This is a genomic window from Micromonospora sp. U21, from assembly GCF_018070045.1.
Lineage (GTDB): Bacteria > Actinomycetota > Actinomycetes > Mycobacteriales > Micromonosporaceae > Micromonospora.
Genome location: NZ_JAGPYK010000007.1, coordinates 18217 through 34104, shown reverse-complemented (window position 1 = coordinate 34104; position 15888 = coordinate 18217). Strand labels below are relative to the sequence as shown.

Genomic DNA, 15888 nt, shown 5'->3' with positions numbered 1-15888 from the left:
GTCACACCTCCCTGGAGTCCGAGCCGGTGGCGATGTTGGCCGGCTCCCGCTCGGCGACCACGCGCGTGATACGCGGGCTCGGTGGTACCTGAAGATCCATCGGTGGCAGCGGGAAGCTCCCGTACGGCCGGCTGTCCACCTGTTCCTGCGTCGTCGGCGTCGGCTGCGGCCGGCGGCTGGGCCAGAACAGCGTGGCGATCAGCAGGATGCCGGCCGGGATGCCGACAGCGATCACCTTGCCGCGCGTGTCCCAGTCCTCGATGGAGCGCAGGCCCGACAGGACCAGGATCCAGACCAGGTTGATCGGCAGCAGCACCTTCCAGCCGAAGCGCATGAACTGGTCGTAGCGCAGCCGCGGCAGCGTGCCGCGCAGCCACACGAAGACGAAGACCAGCGCGATCACCTTGCCGAAGAACCAGAGCATCGGCCACCAACCGGAGTTGGCGCCCTCCCAGATGGTGATCGGCCACGGCGCGCGCCAACCGCCGAGGAACAGCGTGGTGGTGACCGCCGACATGGTCACCATCGCGACGTACTCGCTGAGCATGAAGAGCGCGAACTTCAGCGAGCTGTACTCGGTCATGAAGCCGGCAACCAGCTCGGACTCGGCCTCGGGCAGGTCGAACGGCGCCCGGTTGGTCTCACCCACGGTGGCGATGAAGAAGATGATGAAGCTGGGCAGCAGCAGGATCGCGTACCAGCCCGGCGCGGGGATCTGCTGGCCGGCGATGGTCAGCTGCGTGCCGTCGCCCTGGGCGGCGACGATCCCGCTGGTGCTCATCGTGCCGGCGGTCATGAACACCGCCACGATGGAGAGCCCCATGGCGACCTCGTAGGAGATCATCTGGGCGCTCGACCGCAGACCGCCGAGGAGCGGGTACGTCGAGCCGGAGGCCCACCCGCCCAGCACGATGCCGTAGACGCCCATCGAGGAGCAGGCCAGCAGCAACAGCACCGCCACCGGCACGTCGGTGACCTGCAGCGGCGTGTGGTGGCCGAAGATGCTCACCATCGGGCCGAACGGCACCACCGACAGCGCGGTGACCGCGCAGATCACCGAGATGGTCGGGGCGAAGAAGTAGACGACCTTGTCGGCCGCCTTCGGCAGGATGTCCTCCTTGAAGGCCATCTTCAAACCGTCGGCCAGCGTCTGCAGCAGGCCGAACGGGCCGACCTGGTTGGGGCCGGGTCGCACCTGCATGTAGCCCACCACGCGCCGCTCGAACCAGACGCCGAGCAGGGTGGCCAGCAGACCGAAGGCGAACGCGAAAACGATCTTGATGAGGACCAGCCACCACGGATCCCGACCGAAGTCGGCCAGCGTCGGGTCCTGGGCCAGGTAAGACGGGCTCACTGGTTACCCCCAGCGTTGAGGAGCGGACCGGGGAGCCCGGCTTCGTCCGCCGCCACGCGCCCGGCCGGGACGGCCGCGCTCGGTGCGGGAACGGAGATCCGGACGACCGCGCCGGACGTCACACCGAGGCTGCGTCGCACGGTCGAACCCGGTGAGTTGGTCGGCAGCCAGACCACGCCGTCCGGCATCTCGGCGAGCTCCGCCGGCAGGGTCAGCGCCCCCCGGTCCGTGCCCACCGTGACCGGGTCGCCATCGGCGACACCGAGCGCCTCGGCGATGCCCTTGCCCAGCCGGACCACCGGCGGGCGGGCGGTGCCGGCGAGGTGCTCGTCGCCGTCGGTCAGGGTGCCCAGGTCGACAAGCTGGTGCCAGGTGGCCAGCACGGCCTGCCCGGCGCCCGGGTGCGGCACCGTGCCCGGCGCCACCGACGGCGGGGACGGCCGCTGGGTGCGGGTCGCCGGCAGCGTGCCCAGCTCGCGGCGCACGCTCGGCACGTCCGCGGTGCCGAGTCGCACGTCGAGCAGCGCGGCCAGCGCGTCGAGCACCCGGCCGTCGGTCATCGCCGCGGTCTGCAGCACCGCCTCGAACGGACGCAGCCGGCCCTCCCAGTCCAGGAAGCTGCCGGCCTTCTCGACGACCGGGGCGATCGGGAGCACCACGTCGGCCCGCCGGGTCACCGCGCTGCCGCGCAGTTCCAGGCTGACCAGGAACGGCACCGCGTCCAGAGCGGTCTCGGCGAGCCGCGGGTCGGCCAGGTCGGCCGGGTCGACCCCGCCGACCACCAGCGCGCCGAGCTGCCCGTTGGCCGCGGCCGCCAGGATCTGGTCGGTGTCCCGACCGGCCTGGCTCGGGATCACCCCGGCCGGGATGTCCCACGCCTCGCCCAGCTCGGCCCGGGCGGCCGGCTCGGTGACCAGCCGGCCACCGGGGAGCAGGTTGGGCAGGCAGCCCGCGTCGACCGCGCCGCGGTCACCCGCGCGCCGCGGCACCCAGGCCAGCTTCGCGCCGGTCCGCCGAGCCACGTCCGCCGCGGCGGAGAGCCCGCCCGGCACGCTGGCCAGCCGCTCGCCGACGATCAGGATCGCGCCCGGCGCGCTCAGCGCCTCGGTGACCGTGGCATGCTCGGCGAGCACGCTGGCCTCCTCGCCCGGCACCACCCGGGCCAGCTTGGCGCCGAGCTTCTCCAGGCCGCGGGTGGCGAACGGCGCCAGCGAGTACACCGTCAGGGTCTTCTTCAGGTACGCCTTGCGCAGCCGCAGGAAGAGGATCGGGCACTCCTCCTCCGGCTCCAGGCCGACCAGCACCACCGCCGGCGCGTTCTCCACGTCGGTGTAGATGACGTCGGTGACCCCGGCGACCGAGCTGGCCAGGAAGTCGGCCTCCTCGCGGGAAACCGGCCGGGCCCGGAAGTCGATGTCGTTGGTGTTCAGCGCGACCCTGGCGAACTTCGCGTACGCGTAGGCGTCCTCGACGGTCAGCCGACCGCCGGTGAGCACCGCCGTGCCCTGCCCGCTGTCCCGGGCCGCGCGCAGCCCCTCGGCGGCCACGGTGAGCGCCTCACTCCAGGAAGCCTCACGCAGCTCACCGGTGCGCTCGTCGCGGACCAGCGGGTTGGTCAGCCGGTCGGTGGCCCGGGTGTACTGGAAGCCCCACCGGCCCTTGTCGCAGTTCCACTCCTCGTTCACCGCCGGCTCGTCACCGGCCAGCCGGCGCAGCACCTTGCCACGCCGCCAGTCGGTGCGCTGCCCGCAGCCCGCCGAGCAGTGCTCGCAGACGCTCGGGCTGGAGACCAGGTCGAACGGCCGGGCCCGGAACCGGTACTGGGCACCGGTCAGCGCGCCCACCGGGCAGATCTGCACGGTGTTGCCGGAGAAGTAGGAGTTGAACGGCACGTCACCCGCGTCGCCCTCCTCGCCGTACGCGTCGTCCCGGTAGATGTTGATCTCCTCGGCGGACGACCGGCCCATCAGGTCGATGAACTTGTCGCCGGCGATCTCCTCGGAGAACCGGGTGCACCGCTGGCAGAGCACGCAGCGCTCGCGGTCCAGCAGCACCTGGCTGCTGATCGCCATCGGCTTCTCGTACTCCCGCTTGTGCTCGTGGAAGCGCGAGTCGGTGCGGCCGGTGGACATCGCCTGGTTCTGCAGGGGGCACTCGCCGCCCTTGTCACACATCGGGCAGTCCAGCGGGTGGTTGAGCAGCAGCAGCTCCATCACCCCCTCCTGCGCCTTCTTGGCCACCGGGGAGGTGAGCTGGGTACGGACCACCATGCCGTCGGCGACCGCCTGGGTGCAGGAGGCGACCGGCTTGCGCTGCCCCTCCACCTCGACCAGGCACTGGCGGCACGCGCCGGCCGGGGCCAGCAGCGGGTGGTCGCAGAACCGGGGGATCTCGGTGCCCATCTGCTCGGCGACCCGGATCAGCAGCGTCCCCTTGGGGGCGGTGACCTCGACGCCGTCGATGGTGAGCGTGACGGTGTCGGTCTGCTTGGCTACGTCCGTCATCAGTGAGCTCCAACCAGCTGCTTGTCGGAGAGCTTCGGCGCGGTACGTCCCTCGATGTAGTCGAGGTAGTCCTGCTTGAAGTACTTCAGTGACGAGGTCACCGGGCTGGTCGCACCGTCACCCAGACCGCAGAACGAGCGGCCGAGGATGTTGTCGCAGGTGTCCAGCAGCGTGTCCAGGTCCTCGTGGGTGCCCTGGCCGGCGAGGATCCGCCCGTAGACCCGGACCATCCAGTAGTTGCCCTCACGGCACGGAGTGCACTTGCCGCACGACTCGTGGTGGTAGAACTCCAGCCACCGGTACGTCGCGTAGACCGGGCAGTCCTGGTCGGAGAAGATCTGGGTGGCCGTGGTGCCGAGGATCGAGCCGGCCGCCGCCACCCCCTCGAAGTCCAGCGGCACGTCCAGGTGCTCGGCGGCGAGCAGCGGGGTGGACGAGCCTCCCGGGGTCCAGAACTTCAGGTTGTGCCCGGGCTGCATCCCGCCGGCCAGCTCCAGCAGCTCGCGCAGCGTGACGCCCATCGAGCACTCGTACTGGCCCGGGTTGGCGATCCGGCCGGAGAGCGAGTAGATCATCGGTCCGGAGGACTTCTCGGTGCCCATGGTCTTCCACCAGTCGGCCCCGCCGAGCACGATCGGCGGCACGCTGGCGATGGTGCCGACGTTGTTCACCACCGTCGGGCTGGCGTACAGGCCGTGGGTCGCCGGGAACGGCGGGCGCAGCCTGGGCTGGCCCCGGAACCCCTCCAGCGAGTCCAGCAGCGCCGTCTCCTCGCCGCAGATGTACGCCCCGGCGCCCGAGTGCACCACCAGCTCCAGGTCGTAGCCGGTGCGCAGGATGTTGCGGCCGAGGTAGCCCTTGTCGTACGCCTCCTGGACCGCGTTGCGCAGCCGGCGCGCGGCGTGCACCGCCTCGCCGCGGATGTAGATGTAGGCGCGGTTGGCCCGGATCGCGTACGACGCGATGATCACGCCCTCCACCAGGGAGTGCGGGTCGTGGGTCATCAGCGGCAGGTCCTTGCAGGTGCCCGGCTCGCCCTCGTCGGCGTTGACCACCAGGTAGTGCGGCTTGCCGTCGCCCTGCGGGATGAAACCCCACTTGAGACCGGTGGGGAAGCCCGCGCCGCCCCGGCCACGCAGCCCGGAGTCCTTGATGAGCTGGATCAGGTCGTCCGGGTGGGCCTTGAGCGCCTTGCGCAGCGCGGCGTAGCCGTCCAGCTGCTCGTACGTGCCGATCCGCCAGGCGTCCGGCGACAGCCAGCGCTTGGTCAGCACCGGCGTCAGCTTGGCCAGCGTCTCCGGGCGGGGAGTGTTCACTTCTGGGCCCCCGTTTCGCTCGCGACGGTGGAGGTCGCGCCATCGGCGCTCGCCGACGCTTCGTTGAGGTTGCGCTCCTGCGCGCCGGTGGAGTCACCGGCGGGCTTGCCGTCGCCGGCCGGCTCGTTGGCCGCCACGCCGGCGGCCTCCGCTTCCTGCGCGTCGCGCGGGGCCGGCGGCGAGGTCTCCGCCGGGACCTTGGTGCCGGGTGCGTCGGGCACGGCGGTCGCCGCGTCCGGCTGGCGGGTCTCGGCGGTACGCACCTGCGGCGACTTGTCGTCCGGCGCCTTCACGTCCGGCGCCGTGCTGCCGGTCGCCGCGGCGGCCGGAGCTGGCTCGCCGACGCCGGCGTTGCCGGGCGTACCCGTCGGAGCGGACGCGCCGTCGCCACCCTTCACCGGGCCGACCTGCGGGGCGGGCGCCTCGGCCGGCTTCGCGGCCGCCTCGGCGGCCTTCGCCTGCGCGGCCGCCTTGTCCGCCTCGGCCTTGCTGCGGATCGGGGTGTTCGGGTCGAAGCCCGGCACCGAGACGCCGTGCTGCTGCGCCAGCCGCAGCCCGCGCAGCGTGGGCTCGCCCGGCCCACCGTCGGCGACCGCGCCGTCCCGCTCGTCGGCGAAGCCGGCGAGCTGCACCGCCATCTCCTTGAGCGTGCAGAGCCGGGCGCCCCGGGTCGGCATCGGCCGGCCGCCGGCGCGCAGCTCGTCGACCACCCCGACCGCGGTGGACGAGTCCACACCGTCGAAGAAGTCGTAGTTGACGGTCATCACCGGGCCGTAGTCGCAGGCCGCCAGGCACTCGGCGTGCTCCAGGGTGATCTTCCCGTCGGCGGTGGTCTCGTCGTGCCCGACACCGAGGTGCTCGGCGAGGGTGTCGTAGACCTCCTGGCCGCCGAGCACGTTGCACATGGTGTTGGTGCAGACGCTGACCAGGAAGTCGCCGGTCGGCTTGCGCTTGTACATCGTGTAGAAGGTGGCCACCGCGCCGACCTGGGCCTTGTTCAGCCCGAGCACCTCGGCGCAGAAGGCGACCCCGGCCGGGGAGACGTACCCCTCCTCCGACTGGACCAGGTGCAGCAGCGGCAGCAGCGCCGAGCGGGACCGGTCCGCCGGGTAGCGGGCGATGATCTCGCGCGCCCGCTCGCGGGTCTCGTCAGTGAACGTCGTCGTCATCGGTCACAACCACCCATCACGGGGTCCAGCGAGGCGCCGCCGGCGATCACGTCGGCGATCAGGCCGCCCTCGGCCATCGCCGGGAGGGCCTGGAGGTTGACGAAGCTCGGTTCCCGGTAGTGCACCCGGTACGGCCGGGTGCCACCGTCGGAGACCGCGTGCACGCCGAGCTCGCCGCGGGGCGACTCGATGCCGACGTACACCTGGCCCGGCGGGACCCGGAAGCCCTCGGTGACCAGCTTGAAGTGGTGGATCAGCGACTCCATCGACTGACCCATGATCTTCGCTACGTGCTCCAGCGAGTTGCCCATGCCGTCGACACCGATGGCCAGCTGCGCCGGCCAGGCGATCTTGCGGTCGGCGACCATCACCGGGCCCGGCCGGAGCCGGTCCAGCGCCTGCTCGACCAGTTTCATCGACTCCCGGATCTCGGCGAGCCGGACCAGGTAGCGGCCCCACACGTCTCCGTCGGGGTGGGTCGGCACGTCGAACTCGTACGTCTCGTAACCGCAGTACGGCATGGTCTTGCGCAGGTCCCAGGCCAGGCCGGCGGAGCGCAGCACCGGCCCGGTGATGCCGAGCGCCACGCAGCCGGTCACGTCCAGCACCGCGACGTTCTTCGTCCGCTCCGTCCAGATCGGCTGGCCGGAGAGGAGGTCCTCGTACTCCTTGAGCTTCTGCGGCATCATCTTCAGGAACTCGCGGATCTTGACGATCGCCTCGTCCGGCACGTCCTGCGCCACGCCGCCCGGCCGGACGTACGCGTGGTTCATCCGCAGGCCGGTGATGGTCTCGAAGATGTCGAGGATGTACTCCCGCTCACGGAAGCCGTAGAGCATGATCGAGATCGCGCCCAGCTCCATGCCGGTGGTCGCCAGCCAGACCAGGTGCGACGAGATCCGGTTGAGCTCCATCATCAGCACGCGGATGGTGGTGGCCCGCTCGGTGATGTCGTCGGTGATGCCGAGCAGCTTCTCGACCGCCAGCGCGTACGCCGTCTCGTTGAAGATCGGGGCGAGGTAGTCCATCCGGGTCACGAACGTCGAGCCCTGGACCCAGTTGCGGTATTCGAGGTTCTTCTCGATGCCGGTGTGCAGGTAGCCGACGACCGAGCGGGCCTCGCGGACCGTCTCGCCCTCCAGCTCCAGGATCAGCCGCAGCACGCCGTGCGTGGACGGATGCTGCGGACCCATGTTGACGACGATCCGCTCGTCGTTGATCGGGTCGGTGCTCGAGACGACCGTGTCCCAGTCCCCACCGGTGACGGTGAAGACCCTGCCCTCGGTGGTCTCGCGTTCGGTCGCGTAGTTCGACGTGGTCACTGGTAGGACCTCCTCCGGTCCGGCGGCGGGATCTCAGCGCCCTTGTACTCGACCGCCACGCCACCGAGCGGGTAGTCCTTGCGCTGCGGGTGGCCCTCCCAGTCGTCCGGCATGAGGATCCGGGTCAGGTTGGGGTGGCCGTCGAAGACGATGCCGAACATGTCGTACGCCTCCCGCTCCTGCCAGTCGGCGGTCGGGTAGATCGCCGTCACGCTGGGCAGGTGCGGGCTCTCCACGGAGACGGCGGCCTCCAGCCGGACCCGACGCCGGTAGGTCATCGAGGTGAGCAGGTAGACCACGTGCAGCCGGCGCTCGTCGGCGCCGAGGTAGTCCACGCCGGACACCGAGGAGCACAGTTCGAAGCGCAGCGCCATGTCGTCCCGCATCACCTGGCAGACCTCGGCGATCCGCTCCGGGCGTACGTGCAGGGTCAGCTCACCCCGGTCGACCACGACCTTCTCGATCGCGTCGCCGAAGGCGGGGTACGCCTCCTCCAGCGCGTCGCGGACCTCGTCGAAGTAGCCGCCGTACGGCCGGGCTGCCTCCTCGATCGGCTGGCGCTGGCGGACCAGGCCGCCGTAGCCGGACACGTCGCCGGTGCCCTGGTTGCCGAACATCCCGCGGCCGGCCGGGCTGGCCGGCGGATAGTCGGCCGGGGCGCCGGTGGTGGCGCCGGCCGGCGTCACCGGCAGCGGTACGCCGCCGTCGTTGGGCTTGTCCTGCGCGGTCACCGTGCCCACCTTCCGTTCCCGACTGCGGGGCTCCGCTCCGCCGCACTCCGCGCGCTCACTTGGGGCCCCTCTGCGCGTGGAGGTGGTTCTGGGCGTTCATCCAGTTCTCGATCCGCAGCTGCTCCTCGCGCCCCTCGCGGACCGCCCGGGTCCACTCGGCACGCCGGGCCTTGTCGTTGCGGTACGAGGACGGCATGGAGCCGTAGGGCACGACCGGGACTTCGCCACGCTCCTGCCGGGCCGCCAGCATCTTGCGACCGTTCGGGCCCAGCGGCTCGTACATGATCTTCTCGCGGAGCTTGAGGATCGCGTCGATGAGCATCTCCGGCCGGGGCGGGCAGCCGGGCAGGTACATGTCGACCGGCACGACGTGGTCGACGCCCTGCACGATCGCGTAGTTGTTGAACATGCCGCCGCTGCTGGCGCAGACGCCCATGGAGAGCACCCAGCGGGGCTCGGCCATCTGGTCGTAGATCTGGCGCAGCACCGGTGCCATCTTCTGACTCACCCGGCCGGCCACGATCATCAGGTCGGCCTGCCGGGGCGAGGCCCGGAAGACCTCCATGCCCCAGCGGCCCATGTCGTAGTGCGGGCCACCGGCGGCCATCATCTCGATGGCGCAGCAGGCCAGGCCGAAGGTGGCGCCCCACACGGACGACTTCCGGGACCAGTTGACCAGCTTCTCCACCGAGGTGAGCAGGACGCCGGCGGGAAGCTTCTCCTCGATGCCCATCTGACGTTCCTTCCTCAGTCCCAGTCCAGGCCGCCGCGCCGCCACACGTAGGCGTACGCGACGAAGACCGCGACGATGAACAGGACCATCTCCACGAAGCCGAAGATCGGCAGGGCGTCGAACGAGACCGCCCAGGGGTAGAGGAAGATGATCTCGATGTCGAAGACGATGAAGAGCATCGCCGTCAGGTAGAACTTGATTGGGAACCGCCCACCGCCGACCGGCTGGGGGCTGGGCTCGATGCCGCACTCGTAAGCCTCGAGTTTGGCCTTGTTGTAGCGATGGGGACCAGCGAAGCGGGCGGCGCCGACCGAGAACAGCGAGAACGCCGCGGCGAGGGCAAACAGCCCGATGATCGGTGCGTAAGGCGAGAGCGTCATCGTTTTCTCCTGCTCGTCCTTCCCTGCCCTCGGTGCTTGACGAAAATCACACTATTCACGTCCCTCGCGGTGGCTGCCGGCGGGGGTCGATCTCTGTCCGGATCAGAGCTGTGACCAGCCCAGACACCGTCCACCTATACGGCTGGCGCTGCCTTCGTCATCGCGTTGATGACCCGGTCCATCGCGTCCCCGCCACGCGGGTCGGTCAGGTTGGCCAACAGCTTGAGTACGAATCGCATCAGCGTCGGGTGCGGCATGCCGTGCTTCGTGGCGATCCGCATGATTTCCGGACGGCCGATCAGCTTCACGAAGATGCCGCCCAGCCGGTAGTAGCCACCGAGCCGGGCCTTCAGCTCGTTCGGGTACGCCATCAGCGCCCGCTCCCGCTCCGGGCCGGCCGGTCGCGCGAGGGCCTGCACCGCGACCTCCGCGGCCAGCTCGCCGGACTCCATGGCGTAGGCGATGCCCTCCCCGTTGAACGGGTTGACCATGCCGCCGGAGTCGCCGACCAGCATCACGCCACGGGTGTAATGCGGCACCCGGTTGAATCCCATCGGCAGCGCGGCGCCGAGGATCGGGCCGTCGGCGTTGGCCTCGTCGGTCATTCCCCAGTCGACGGGCGTGTTCTCCAGCCAGTCGGTGAGCAGCCGGCGGTAGTTGGTCTTGCCGAACGCGGAGGACGAGTTGAGCACGCCGAGGCCGACGTTGACCCGCCCGTCACCGAGCCCGAAGATCCAGCCGTACCCGGGCAGCAGGTTGTCGCCGCTGTCCTTGCTGCGCAGCTCCAGCCAGGACTCCAGGTAGTCGTCGTCGTGCTTGGCCGGAGAGTGGTAGTAGCGGCGGACCGCCACGCCGATCGGCCGGTCCTCCCGCTTGGCCAGCCCAAGAGCGAGCGGGAACCGGCCGGAGACCCCGTCCGCCGCCACGACCAGCGGAGCGTGGAAGGTGGCGGGCTCCTTGCCCGGGCCAACCTCCGCCTCGACGCCGGTCACCCGGCCGTCGCCGTCGAGCACCGGGCCCAGCACGTTGACGTTGGTCCGCAGCTTGGCGCCGGCGGCCACCGCCCGCTGGGCGAGCAGGTCGTCGAAGTCGAGCCTGGTGCGCACCAGCCCGTAGTTGGGGAAGCTGGCGAGCTCCGGCCAGTCCAGTTCCAGACGCACCCCGCCTCCGATCACCCGCAGGCCCCGGTTGTGCAGCCAGCCGGCCTCGGGCGAGGTGTCCACGCCCATCCGGACGAGCTGACGCACCGCGCGCGGGGTCAGCCCATCGCCGCAGACCTTCTCCCGGGGGAACTCGGTCTTCTCCAGCAGCAGCACCCGCACGCCGTGCCGCGCCAGGTGGTAAGCCGTCGCCGATCCACCGGGACCGGCGCCCACGACGATGACGTCGGCATCGTGTTCCACCGCGGTCATCCGCGCCTCCTCCCGCACGCTCGTGAAATGCTTCACAAGCCAGACGGGACGAGTGTATGACCGGCGTCATACCTGCCCAGGATCAGGGGTACCTAACTCGCCGATGTGACAGTCGACGACCGTCCACAGCAGGCAGGTGTCAGGCCGCCGGACTGGGCGCGTCCAGGCCCGCGTCGACCCGGATCGTCTCCGGCAGGTGCTCGCGTAGCGCGCCGCCGGCCGCCCGGTCCAGCGCGGCCAACACCTCGGCGACGACCTGCCGGACGTCCGCCGGATCGGCACCCGCCAGCGCGCGCAGCTGCGCGATGAGTTCGGCCGCGTCGTCGTCGGTGGCGGCCACCGGGTCCGCCGACTCTGCTCGGGTCATGCGGACGAGCGTACGGCGCAAAGTGGACTAAAGGCTGGTATTCACGAAACCTGAATATTGTCGGTGTCGGCGGCGAGGGCCGGCGCTACTCGCGGATTCCCCGGTGCAGGGCGACCACGCCACCGGTCAGGTTGCGCCACGCCACCCGCCCCCAGCCGGCCGCCGCGAGCCGCCCGGCAAGCGCGGCCTGGTCCGGCCAGGCCCGGATCGACTCGGCGAGGTAGACGTACGCCTCGGGGTTGCTGGCCACCGCGCGGGCCACCGCCGGCAGCGACCGCATCAGGTACGACAGGTAGACCGTCCGGAAGGCGGGGTTGACCGGGGTGCTGAACTCGCACACCACCAGCCGCCCACCGGGCCGGGTCACCCGGGCCAGCTCGCGCAGGGCCGCGTCGGTGTCGTTGACGTTGCGCAGCGCGAAGGAGATGGTCACCGCGTCGAAGCTGGCGTCGGCGAACGGCAGCCGCAGCGCGTCCCCCGCCAGCAACGGCACCTCGGGCCGGGCCCGCTTGCCGGCGTGCAGCATGCCCAGGGACAGGTCCGCACCGACCGCGTACGCACCGGACTGCGCCAGCTCCCGGGTCGAGACACCGGTGCCCGCGCCGACGTCCAGCACCCGCTCGCCCGGCCGTAGCCCGAGCGCCGCCCTGGTGGACCGACGCCAGGAGCGGTCCTGGCCGAAGGAGAGCACCGTGTTGGTCAGGTCGTATCGCTCGGCCACGCCGTCGAACATCGCGGCGACCTCGTGCGGCTGCTTGTCCAGGCTGGCGCGCTGGCCCTGCGGGGTACGGCTCACCCCTCCACTCTGCCAGCCGCCCGCCGGCCGACGGTCGCTGGGTGACGCGGCACGGATCGTGGCACGTGAAAGGCGGGGTGGTCGCCCACCCCGCCCTCACGTCGTGACGTGCCTCAGTCGGTCGACTTCTCGTCGCCCGGGGTGACCAGGACGACCTTGCGCCGGCGGGAGAGCACCAGCAACGCGCCGCCCGCGAGCAGGATCATGCCACCGATGCCGCCGATCAGGCCGGCCTGCACACCGGTCACCGGCAGCCCGCCACCGCCGCCGCCACCCGCGCCCGGCGTCGTCGTGCCGCTCGGGGTCGGGCTCGCCGTTCCCGTAGGCGTCGGCGTGGGCGTGGGCGTGGGGGTCGGGGTGGGCTGCGCGGTCAGGTCGACGAACACGTCAAACTGCCCGGTGTTGTCCGCGTGGTCGGTCTCGGTGAACGTCCGGCGCTGCACGCTGGTCGCCACCTGCGGCTGCTCCTCAGGGCTGCCCTGAGTCGCGTCCAGGCCGGCGGCGAAGAGGAACCCGGGCCGGAGCACCGCCCCGGTCACGTCCGCGCCGATCTTCACCCGCACGCCGGCGGTGTAGAACTGACCCGGCTTCAGCACCACGCCGGAGTCCTCGCAGTACGCGTTCGCCAGACCGTTCAGCGTCTGCTCCACGCAGCCCTCCGGCAGCTCGGCGAACGTGACGCCCGCCGGCAGCGTGAAGCCGTACGCCAGGCCGGTGGCCTTGCGGCTGCCGTCGTTGTAGACCGCCCAGTCCAGCGGCGCCGTCTCGCCGAGCGCGACCGGCTTGCGGCCGGCCTCGCCCGCCGTGTCGCCGTCCACCACCACGTCGGCGTAGACGTCCTGCACCCAGGTGGTCAGGTCGTAGCCGGGCTTGGCGACGATGATCTCGTGCTCGACGGTGTTGTCGTCGAAGTTCGGGTCGGCGGTGGCCGAACTGATGGTGACCACCAGCGTGCCGGCCTCACCGCGACCTCCCGTGGAGAAGAGCGGGATGCCGAAGTCCTCGGTGGTGCCGGCCGCCAGGTCGCCGAGGAGGCAGCTGAAGGTGGTGCCGGCGACCTCGCAGCCGTCCCAGGCGAGCACACCGACCTTGCGATCCTTCAAGCCCTTGGTTTCCACGGTGACCCGGACGTCCTTGGCGTCGACCGCACTCCGGGTGTTGTCGACCTGGAACTTGAACGGCTTGGCCTTGGCTTCCTTGACACCCTTGGCCAACTCCTTGCTGATCGGCACCAGGGCAAGGTCGGCCTGATCGGCGGCCTGCGCCGGGGCGGCCACGGTGGCCAGGCCACCGGCCGCGAGCAGGGCCACGACGCCGGCGCGGGCCAGTGCCGAGCGGTGGAACGCTGTCATCAGTCCCCCGTGGGTAGGGAAGAAAGAACGGTTGCGGAACGAGCGGACGTTATCGAAGGTCGATCTCCCGCGCCAGCGGGCGGGACCGCTTTTCATCCGTCCGGCCCGGGGTGAGCAGACGGTACGGGCGGAATGGTCACCCATCCCGCCCGTATCGCCGTGCGTTATGTGAACGGCCCGCCCGGGCCGATGGAGGACCGTCTCGCGCCGTCGCGCGACCAGCACCATCAGACCATCCGCCACCAGCAAGGTCGTGCCCATTCCACCGATCCGCGCCCATGGACGGTGACGGATGGTCGTTGGTGTGGACCCATGAGCGGTGGCGAAGGATATGAGGCGGCACGCTAGCCGCGCACGATCATCTCCACCACCCCTGACCGGCAGCTCGGGCGCCGCAGCGGCCGGGACCACCCGGACCGCCGAGGCGGCCGGGCGGGAGCATGAGCCACGATCAGCCGAACGGCCGGGCTTCGACCAGGATCAGTTGACCTCGACCAGCGGCAGGGACCGGCCGGCGCCGCCGCCGGGCAGCGCGATCGAGGAGAAGTGCGAGACCACCCGGTCGTCGGTTGGGTCGTCCGCCGGCGTGTGGTGCACGGTGAGCCGGTTGTAGAGGGTGTCCCGCTGCGCGGGGGTCCGGTCCGCCGAGCGGATCATGCCGATCAGCTCGTGCAGATTGGAGCGGTGCCGCGCGCCGGCGGAGGAGATGACGTTCTCCTCCAGCATGATCGAGCCGAGATCGTCCACGCCCATGTGCAGCGCGAGCTGCCCGACGTCCTTGCCGGTGGTCAGCCAGGACGCCTGGAGGTGCGGCACGGTCTCGAAGAAGAGCCGGGCCACCGCGACCAACCGCAGGTACTCCAGCGTGGTCGCCTGGGTGCGGCCCTTCAGGTGGTTGTTCTCCGGCTGGTACGTCCACGGAATGAAGGACCGGAACCCGCGGGTGCGGTCCTGCACGTCGCGGATCATGCGCAGGTGCTCGATCCGCTCCGCGTGCGTCTCGCCGGTGCCCATCATCATGGTGGCGGTCGACTCGATGCCCTGCCGATGGGCCAGCTCCATGACCTCCAGCCAGCGCTCACCTGACTCCTTGAGCGGCGCGATGGCCCTGCGGGGCCGCTCGGGCAGCATCTCCGCGCCGGCGCCGGCGATCGAGTCGAGGCCGGCGGCCTTGATCCGGGCGATGGCCTCGTCCAGGCTCACCCCGGAGACCTTTGCCATGTGCAGGATCTCGCTCGGCCCGATGGAGTGGATGACCAGCTGCGGGTACGCCTGCTTGACCGAGGCGAACAGCTCCTCGTAGTACTCGACGCCGTAGTCCGGGTGGTGCCCGCCCTGGAGCATCACCTGGGTCGCGCCCAGCTCGACCGCCTCGCCGCAGCGGCGCAGGATCTCCTCGGTCGGGTGCGTCCAACCCTCAGCGTGCTTCGGCGCCCGGTAGAACGCGCAGAACTTGCACGCCGTCACGCAGACGTTGGTGTAGTTGATGTTGCGGTCGATCAGGTACGTGACGACGTTGTCCGGGTAGCGCCGCCGGCGCACCGCGTCCGCCGCCTCGCCCAGCGGGTGGAAGGGCGCCTCGGTGTAGAGCAGCAGGGCCTCCTCGGGCGTGATCCGCCCGCCGTCCGCGCCACGCTGCAGGATGTCGTCGATCTCCCGGCTCACCGTCACACCCCGAGCCTACGTCGCCCGTTCGCGGGCCGACACGCCACTCCAGCTCCGGTGACGAGCGCCCCAGCGCCGGGCTCAGTCCATCCCAGGACTCGCCACCGGCAGCCCCACACCCTTGGCGGCGTCCAGCAGGCGACGGTCGTAGGCGACAAAGGCGGCAAAGTCCGAGCCGGACTGCGCGGCGAGGATCGCCGCCGTGGCGAGGTGAATCGCGTCGAGGCTGCGCAGCAGCGGGTAGCTGTATGCCCCGGCCGCAGCCCGGACGGTGGCGTCGATCTCCACGCGGTACAGACGGGACAGCGCCCCAGGCACCCCCACCAAGGCCAGCGGCGCCGACCGACGCAACGCTCTCGGCACCTCGACCTCGACCAGCGCGGAGGCGACGAGCGACATGCCGGACCGCTCGTTCAGCCAGGCGATCAAATGCTCGGTCGCAGGCTCACGCCGGAGCAGCTTTATGGTCGCTGCGGAGTCGAGGTAGATCACCAGCGCTCTTCCTCGCGCGCGGCGGCGAGGGCGGCAGCGACGTCGACCGCAGGGTCACCGAGCACCGGGGGCAGGGGTAGCGGCCCGGTGTCCGTCGGCGCGGTTGCCCGTCCCTCGGCAACAAGCCGGGACAGCAACGCCCCACCCGCGACGATCGGAACCAGCCGGGCGATGGGCTCGCCGCGGTCCGTCACTTCAACCGTCTCGCCGGCACGCACCCGGGCCAGCACCCTACTGGTGTGCTGGTTCAGCTCCCGGACCGCGACCTGCTCCACACCACGAGTGTAGTACGAGG

At 70.9% G+C, this 15888-nt stretch carries 15 protein-coding genes; all 15 read right to left on the bottom strand.

What is annotated here, in order from left to right:
* Position 1: 1 nt before the first annotated feature.
* Positions 2–1354, bottom strand: a complete 1353-nt coding sequence (gene nuoH / locus KBX63_RS11470) for an NADH-quinone oxidoreductase subunit NuoH (RefSeq protein WP_210910996.1) — start codon at positions 1352–1354, stop codon at positions 2–4.
* Complete coding sequence (locus KBX63_RS11465; protein ID WP_210910995.1) at positions 1351–3858, bottom strand: NADH-quinone oxidoreductase subunit G; 2508 nt, start codon at positions 3856–3858, stop codon at positions 1351–1353. Before KBX63_RS11465 ends, nuoH begins: the two co-directional genes overlap by 4 nt.
* Positions 3858–5174, bottom strand: a complete 1317-nt coding sequence (nuoF, locus tag KBX63_RS11460) for an NADH-quinone oxidoreductase subunit NuoF (RefSeq protein ID WP_210910994.1) — start codon at positions 5172–5174, stop codon at positions 3858–3860. The genes KBX63_RS11465 and nuoF overlap by 1 nt, the downstream gene beginning before the upstream one ends.
* A complete protein-coding gene (gene nuoE, locus KBX63_RS11455; RefSeq protein WP_210910993.1) occupies positions 5171–6343 on the bottom strand; it encodes an NADH-quinone oxidoreductase subunit NuoE in 1173 nt (390 codons plus the stop codon). Before nuoE ends, nuoF begins: the two co-directional genes overlap by 4 nt.
* The gene (locus tag KBX63_RS11450) at positions 6340–7665 is read right to left on the bottom strand and encodes an NADH-quinone oxidoreductase subunit D (protein ID WP_210910992.1); all 1326 of its coding nucleotides are present in this window, start codon (positions 7663–7665) and stop codon (positions 6340–6342) included. The genes nuoE and KBX63_RS11450 overlap by 4 nt, the downstream gene beginning before the upstream one ends.
* The gene (locus KBX63_RS11445; RefSeq protein WP_210910991.1) at positions 7662–8396 is read right to left on the bottom strand and encodes an NADH-quinone oxidoreductase subunit C; all 735 of its coding nucleotides are present in this window, start codon (positions 8394–8396) and stop codon (positions 7662–7664) included. Before KBX63_RS11445 ends, KBX63_RS11450 begins: the two co-directional genes overlap by 4 nt.
* A 55-nt stretch (positions 8397–8451) precedes the next feature.
* The gene (locus tag KBX63_RS11440; protein WP_210910990.1) at positions 8452–9129 is read right to left on the bottom strand and encodes an NADH-quinone oxidoreductase subunit B family protein; all 678 of its coding nucleotides are present in this window, start codon (positions 9127–9129) and stop codon (positions 8452–8454) included.
* 14 nt (positions 9130–9143) lie between these two features.
* Positions 9144–9509: an NADH-quinone oxidoreductase subunit A gene (locus KBX63_RS11435; RefSeq protein WP_210910989.1), complete on the bottom strand. Its 366-nt coding sequence runs from the start codon at positions 9507–9509 to the stop codon at positions 9144–9146.
* 134 nt (positions 9510–9643) lie between these two features.
* Positions 9644–10921, bottom strand: a complete 1278-nt coding sequence (locus KBX63_RS11430) for a geranylgeranyl reductase family protein (RefSeq protein WP_210910988.1) — start codon at positions 10919–10921, stop codon at positions 9644–9646.
* A 139-nt stretch (positions 10922–11060) separates the two neighbouring features.
* A complete protein-coding gene (locus KBX63_RS11425; RefSeq protein ID WP_210910987.1) occupies positions 11061–11288 on the bottom strand; it encodes a hypothetical protein in 228 nt (75 codons plus the stop codon).
* Positions 11289–11373: 85 nt separating this feature from the next.
* Positions 11374–12084: a demethylmenaquinone methyltransferase gene (locus KBX63_RS11420; protein WP_210910986.1), complete on the bottom strand. Its 711-nt coding sequence runs from the start codon at positions 12082–12084 to the stop codon at positions 11374–11376.
* Between the two features lie 113 nt (positions 12085–12197).
* Positions 12198–13436 carry an LPXTG cell wall anchor domain-containing protein gene (locus KBX63_RS11415; protein ID WP_210910985.1) on the bottom strand — a complete coding sequence of 413 codons (1239 nt, stop codon included), beginning with the start codon at positions 13434–13436 and terminating at the stop codon, positions 12198–12200.
* Positions 13437–13916: 480 nt separating this feature from the next.
* Positions 13917–15107, bottom strand: coding sequence for a cyclic dehypoxanthinyl futalosine synthase (gene mqnC / locus KBX63_RS11410; protein WP_210910984.1), 1191 nt, complete (start codon positions 15105–15107; stop codon positions 13917–13919).
* 75 nt (positions 15108–15182) lie between these two features.
* Positions 15183–15593, bottom strand: a complete 411-nt coding sequence (locus KBX63_RS11405; protein ID WP_210910983.1) for a type II toxin-antitoxin system VapC family toxin — start codon at positions 15591–15593, stop codon at positions 15183–15185.
* Positions 15590–15868, bottom strand: coding sequence for a type II toxin-antitoxin system Phd/YefM family antitoxin (locus KBX63_RS11400; RefSeq protein ID WP_210910982.1), 279 nt, complete (start codon positions 15866–15868; stop codon positions 15590–15592). Before KBX63_RS11400 ends, KBX63_RS11405 begins: the two co-directional genes overlap by 4 nt.
* Between the last annotated feature and the right edge of the window lie 20 nt (positions 15869–15888).

What these genes read in the sequence shown, in the direction of transcription:
- KBX63_RS11440 (WP_210910990.1), bottom strand. Translation starts at nt 9,129, where the DNA reads ATGGGCATCGAGGAGAAGCTTCCCGCCGGCGTCCTGCTCACCTCGGTG.
- KBX63_RS11425 (WP_210910987.1), bottom strand. Translation starts at nt 11,288, where the DNA reads ATGACCCGAGCAGAGTCGGCGGACCCGGTGGCCGCCACCGACGACGAC.
- KBX63_RS11430 (WP_210910988.1), bottom strand. Translation starts at nt 10,921, where the DNA reads ATGACCGCGGTGGAACACGATGCCGACGTCATCGTCGTGGGCGCCGGT.
- nuoE (WP_210910993.1), bottom strand. Translation starts at nt 6,343, where the DNA reads ATGACGACGACGTTCACTGACGAGACCCGCGAGCGGGCGCGCGAGATC.
- KBX63_RS11415 (WP_210910985.1), bottom strand. Translation starts at nt 13,436, where the DNA reads ATGACAGCGTTCCACCGCTCGGCACTGGCCCGCGCCGGCGTCGTGGCC.
- KBX63_RS11435 (WP_210910989.1), bottom strand. Translation starts at nt 9,509, where the DNA reads ATGACGCTCTCGCCTTACGCACCGATCATCGGGCTGTTTGCCCTCGCC.
- KBX63_RS11465 (WP_210910995.1), bottom strand. Translation starts at nt 3,858, where the DNA reads ATGACGGACGTAGCCAAGCAGACCGACACCGTCACGCTCACCATCGAC.